The sequence below is a fragment of the Paenibacillus sp. 2TAF8 genome, assembly GCF_052114825.1.
Taxonomy (GTDB): domain Bacteria; phylum Bacillota; class Bacilli; order Paenibacillales; family Paenibacillaceae; genus Paenibacillus.
This window is the reverse complement of the sequence record NZ_JBFRFN010000044.1, coordinates 1-4,951: the sequence shown is the minus strand read 5'-3', so window position 1 is coordinate 4,951 and position 4,951 is coordinate 1. Positions and strand designations below refer to the sequence as shown.

Below are 4,951 nucleotides of genomic sequence, written 5' to 3'. Positions count from 1 at the left end.
ATTAATTACTGATACTTCTACAGTACCTTCATCTCTGTTCCTTCTTATTATTTCCAAAGCAATTCACCTCAGATTAGATTTAAAGTAGTTTCGGATAACGTTCCTGTATTCACGATCCCCGAAGGGGTTGTCTGCTGAAATGCTTCCACAGAATTCATCTAGTAGACCAAGGCTCCAGAGGAGCCGCAGCTTGAATACTATGTTATACGACGGAATCACATCTTCGAGTTAACCAACACCCTCTTATACTCTGTTCTTTCATTGGTCTGTTAGATGTTCCAAAAGATCTCCAGGTTGGCATTCGTGAAATATACTTGCATGGGTTTTAAAGATATTCTTCAATTACATAATGAATTAAATATAAATTCTAATTAGAGCCAAACGGCTCTCTTTTCATTTGATTCTGTCATATAACGTTCTTGTGTTCACGACACCATCCCCTTTAGATAGCTCTTATCTTAGGGAAAAAATGTGTCCGACTAAAATCATCCATATATTTTTTTCATCAGGCCGGGCCGAGAGCAGAATGGGCAAAAGCGTAAAAATGTTGTTGGACGAAGTTTATTGGATCCTCATCGTGTTCAGCCAATGTTATTGACTCTTTCATAAATTGATTTTTCAAGAATATACTTCTCATCTTTTTCAGTAACAAAATCACTAAATATTTCTATAATGATATTTTTCATTTTTACTAGACGGTTTTTTATATCTTGTTGCATTTGTTCGTCTGCGTTGATAGCCAGCAGTTGCTCTAACAGAAGTATGCTAATAAATATAGAAAGTATAATTGCATCGTCAGATTTGCCCCGATGGTGAGGATTAAATTTTTCGTTACTTATATAGTGCTTAGAAACTAATATGTTTGGATGAGTGAATCTCGATAGTTTTTCATACAATTTATCAAAGATAAAAATATCCTCTTTATAGGGACTTGCAGTGGCCATTGAATAATTAGAGATATGACCTATATATTGTTGCCCAGTTACTTTATCAACGATAGTTCTCTTATCAAACTTACCATTACTATGAATTAAATACTGGTGGGTTCCTTCTTCCATACCGATTCTTGCTGCCACCAAATCATCTAATCTTTCGGGATATCTTAAAACATATATTATGTTAAGATAGTTTTCATAAACCGATCTTAATAGATTAAGTGAATCTTCAATCAGTCCGGCTTTTAATTGAACTTGAATAGATTTAAAGGTCTTAAACGATTTAGTGACACAAAACATAATAAAATCATTATGAGTGAGGTCTATCCCCTTAACTTGGTCATACTTTGCAATGATCATTCCAAACAAGTAGAGTGCAGATTCAAATTCTACCAGTAAACTATTTTGCTCACCATCTGATACAACTTCTTCAAATTGAAGTTCCTCATTCAAATCATAGTACTCTGCCAAGGCACTACGCCATTCACTTAACTCTGCATCAGTTAAATTCCCTTCGTACTCTTTGACTACTAATCTACCAGTCTTTTTATAGGCATAGATAAATGCTGGGTCTGCGTTTATTTCTTCTAATAATTTTACCGTCATGTTTTCAACTTCATATTCATCCATTGGTGATACATATTGATCATAGAAGAAAAGGTCGTCGTCCTTTGGTTCTCTACCATATATCTCAATGAATCTTTTCTCATGTTCCTCCATAGCCGCAATCATATCTGGATCTTTGATAGGTATTGAACGTTTATAAATGCCGTCATCATCTAAAATCCAACTGAAATTTTTATTAATACAACATTTTTTGAATTTCTTTTCACTTCCACATGGACATTCAGCATTTCGTGAAGGTCTTCTTTTCATGTTTTCTCTCCTCAATAAAATTCGTCTTACGTTGTTGTATTCAAGACGTCAGACGAAGTCGGATGTGTCTACTGAAACGCTTCCACAAGACCAAAGCTCTAAAGAAGCTGCAGCTTGAATATTATGTTATACGGCGGAATCGAATCTTCGAGTTAACCAATATCCTCTTACATTCTATTCTTTTATTGGTCTGTTAGATGTTCCAAAAGATCTCCAGGTTGGCATTCCAATGCCGTACATAATTTATCAATGACTTCTAAAGATACATACTCATTTGTGTTGAGCTTTGCCATCGTTGCGGATGAAATTCCCGTCATTCTTAATAAATCTTGTTTCTTAATCTCCCTGTCAATTAATAATTTTTGGAATGGTTTATAACTTATCATCTGGTACTCCTTTGTATCCAAATTGAATTTTTCTTTAATTATATGAAAATATATTTTTTTAATCAAAAATATCTTTGATATGTCTTGACTAGAGTTTTCATTATGATAAAATAATATTCAATAAGTTAAACTTTTGTTCGCAAAATAAAATATGATGGACGGTGATTATTTATGTACAATTCTTTAGAAGTCTTACTTGATTCGTTGATACGTAACCGAATTGAAGCCTTATATAGCGACCTTCTCAAGAACAACACTATTTACAATCAATTCTCTTCTGAGCGAAATCTTTACTTCAAACAGTTACATGAACTTCTACCTCAGGATATGCATAAAACTCTATTTCTTTACGATGATGCAGACCTCTCAGTTCAAACAATTCTAGAACGTGAAATCTACTTACAAGGTTTTAAAGATGCCCTTCAATTACATAATGAATTAAATATAAATTCTAATTGAAAGCCAATCGGCTATCTTTTCATTTGATTCTATTCTATAACGTTCCTGTATTAATAACTCTAACGGGATTCTCTGCCGATGTACCTCTTGGAAATCCATCCAGCAGACCAAGGCCCCAAGGATTCGGTGCTTGGATATTATGTTATACGACTAGAAATCTCTTCTCGAATATACCTTTATTATTCATCTTCTTCAGTTTAAAACAATGACTGCCCTAACACTCATCGCAGGCAGTCATTGTTTTATCGTTTTTAGTTCTTACAACCATTTTTATTGCAAGTAACAATTGCACTAGTACTCATCCAATGATCCGAATGTTCATTCGTATTCGTGCCACATCCAGTAGTTCCACCTTTACTTCCACTGTGCACAATATTTGTTGGAATATGTTTAACCGCCATGAAAATTCACCTCCGTTATCATAATTTGATTTCAAATATATTCTAGCACCTATCAAAAAAGAGAACAAGAGTTCCTTTTCAAGATTTTTCTATTTGTTTATTCTGTCGTATAACATTCCTGTATTCACGAACCCCAACGGGGTTGTCTGCTGAAATGCTTCCTCGAAATCCATCTGACAGACCAAGGCTCTGAAGGAGCCGCAGCGTGAATATTATGTTATGTGCTGTTGATGCTTCTCGAGTTACGATCATATAATTATTGTTTCTATATCGCTTTTTTAATGTTTTCAATATAGGTCGTTCGTGTTTTTTCATCCCTTAAATTGTTATTTCTGTATTCTTTGTTCAAAAATAAGTTCAAGAGACTTTCGGTACTCAATATTATTTCCTTATATGTTCTATCATTTAATTTCCCATTTATCCATTTGTTCTTCTTCGAATATGTTCTAAATATTACTCGTGCTTTCAATTGTTTGATTCGCAAGACAAATCGGTTAAATAAAGGCTCCAATATCAATTCAATTAAACTGTCCATCGGTTTCATCCCTTGTTTATATGTTCATTCTTATATTTCAGCAATTGCACATAACGTTGTCGTATTCATGAACCCCAAAGGGGTTGTCTGCTGAAATGCCTCTCCGAAATCCATCTAACAGACCAAGGCTCCGCAAGGAGCCGCTGCTTGAATATTATGTTATGTGATGGTATTGTCTTCGAAGGATATCTACAAATGAGTTTCTTTATTCACCCAATCATCAATAAATCTATGTCTCCCTAATCGAACTGTATCAAATTCATCTTTTTCTTTCAGTCTCATTACTCCTAGTATTTCTAGTGACTTATTGATTGCATTATTACTGAAGGTCTCTTCAAAAATCACTTCTTCCGATTTCCAAACAATACTATTTTGCGACCCGACTCCACCAAAATATTCTGCTTCAACATAGGCTGTCCTACTAGACTGTGATATTTCTGAACAGAACTTTCCTATCTGGTCTGTTAAATATTCATAATTCGTTATTGTCATTTCTTGATTCGTATTTATTTCATCGAAAAGATCATCAGTGAGCGGTATTGCTACTAATGAATTAATTAAAGGAATTATGACTAGATTTCTATATCTGTTTCTATATAAATCAATAAAATCAATTGATGTAATAATTCCACGAAAGTAATATCCCACAATTTTTCCTCTTTCATTTTTTATGATTTAATAGTATTTGCAATACTTTCACATAACGTTACTGTATTCACGAACCCGTAAGGGTTGTCTGCTGAAATCCCTCTTCGAAATCCACCTCGCAGACCAAGGCTCCATCGGAGCCGATGCTTGAATATGATGTTATTGGACGGTCTTGCCTTCTTCGAATCTACTGTACATTTCTCTTCAATGTTTCTTCATGTATGTGTTTTATGTGTTTTATGTGCTTTATGTGTTTTTTGATCTTTCATGGTTCTCATTTTTTATGTCATTTCATTTTCATTGGTCTTCGTTCTCAATATGTCCTTGATCCTCAATCTCTTATGATCTTTTGAATGTTACTTGACCTTTTTTTAATTAGATTTTTAAAATCGCTTTTGTCCTTCAATGTCATTTGATCTCTTCTTTGATCCTTTTTTGTTAATCGATTTTTGAYCTTACAATTCTTTCATCCGATCCATTCAAGGTTTTTAATCCATTGCAAGTCTGTTCCAATAACGTTMCTGTATTCACGACCCAGCGTATGCTGGGTGTCCGACGAATGTCGGACCAAGAGCGTATGCCCGCAGCGTGAATATGATGTTATAGGATGTCCATGTCTTCTATGAATCACCCAATAAGTTTTCTATTTGTTTCTTATGATCCATGTCTTCTATGAATCACCCAATAAGTTTTCTATTTGTTTCTTATGAT

Annotated in this window: 4 protein-coding genes; 1 reads left to right on the top strand and 3 read right to left on the bottom strand. The window is 34.2% G+C overall.

Annotated features, from left to right (window positions below; all coding sequences use genetic code 11):
* Positions 1-581 precede the first annotated feature (581 nt).
* Positions 582-1,811, bottom strand: a complete 1,230-nt coding sequence (locus AB4Z30_RS29705; RefSeq protein ID WP_441931201.1) for a DUF5677 domain-containing protein — start codon at positions 1,809-1,811, stop codon at positions 582-584.
* Positions 1,812-1,993: 182 nt separating this feature from the next.
* The gene (locus AB4Z30_RS29700; RefSeq protein WP_211085345.1) at positions 1,994-2,197 is read right to left on the bottom strand and encodes a helix-turn-helix domain-containing protein; all 204 of its coding nucleotides are present in this window, start codon (positions 2,195-2,197) and stop codon (positions 1,994-1,996) included.
* A gap of 171 nt (positions 2,198-2,368) precedes the next feature.
* Here AB4Z30_RS29700 and AB4Z30_RS29695 point away from each other — a divergent pair, with 171 nt between their 5' ends.
* Positions 2,369-2,656 (top strand): hypothetical protein, encoded by a 288-nt coding sequence (locus tag AB4Z30_RS29695; RefSeq protein WP_244988569.1) that lies wholly within the window; start codon positions 2,369-2,371, stop codon positions 2,654-2,656.
* A gap of 1,125 nt (positions 2,657-3,781) precedes the next feature.
* Here AB4Z30_RS29695 and AB4Z30_RS29690 read toward each other — a convergent pair.
* Entirely contained in the window at positions 3,782-4,240 is a 459-nt protein-coding gene (locus tag AB4Z30_RS29690) for a hypothetical protein (RefSeq protein WP_441931200.1), read from the bottom strand.
* Between the last annotated feature and the right edge of the window lie 711 nt (positions 4,241-4,951).

What these genes read in the sequence shown, in the direction of transcription:
- AB4Z30_RS29700 (WP_211085345.1), bottom strand. Translation starts at nt 2,197, where the DNA reads ATGATAAGTTATAAACCATTCCAAAAATTATTAATTGACAGGGAGATT.
- AB4Z30_RS29695 (WP_244988569.1), top strand. Translation starts at nt 2,369, where the DNA reads ATGTACAATTCTTTAGAAGTCTTACTTGATTCGTTGATACGTAACCGA.
- AB4Z30_RS29705 (WP_441931201.1), bottom strand. Translation starts at nt 1,811, where the DNA reads ATGAAAAGAAGACCTTCACGAAATGCTGAATGTCCATGTGGAAGTGAA.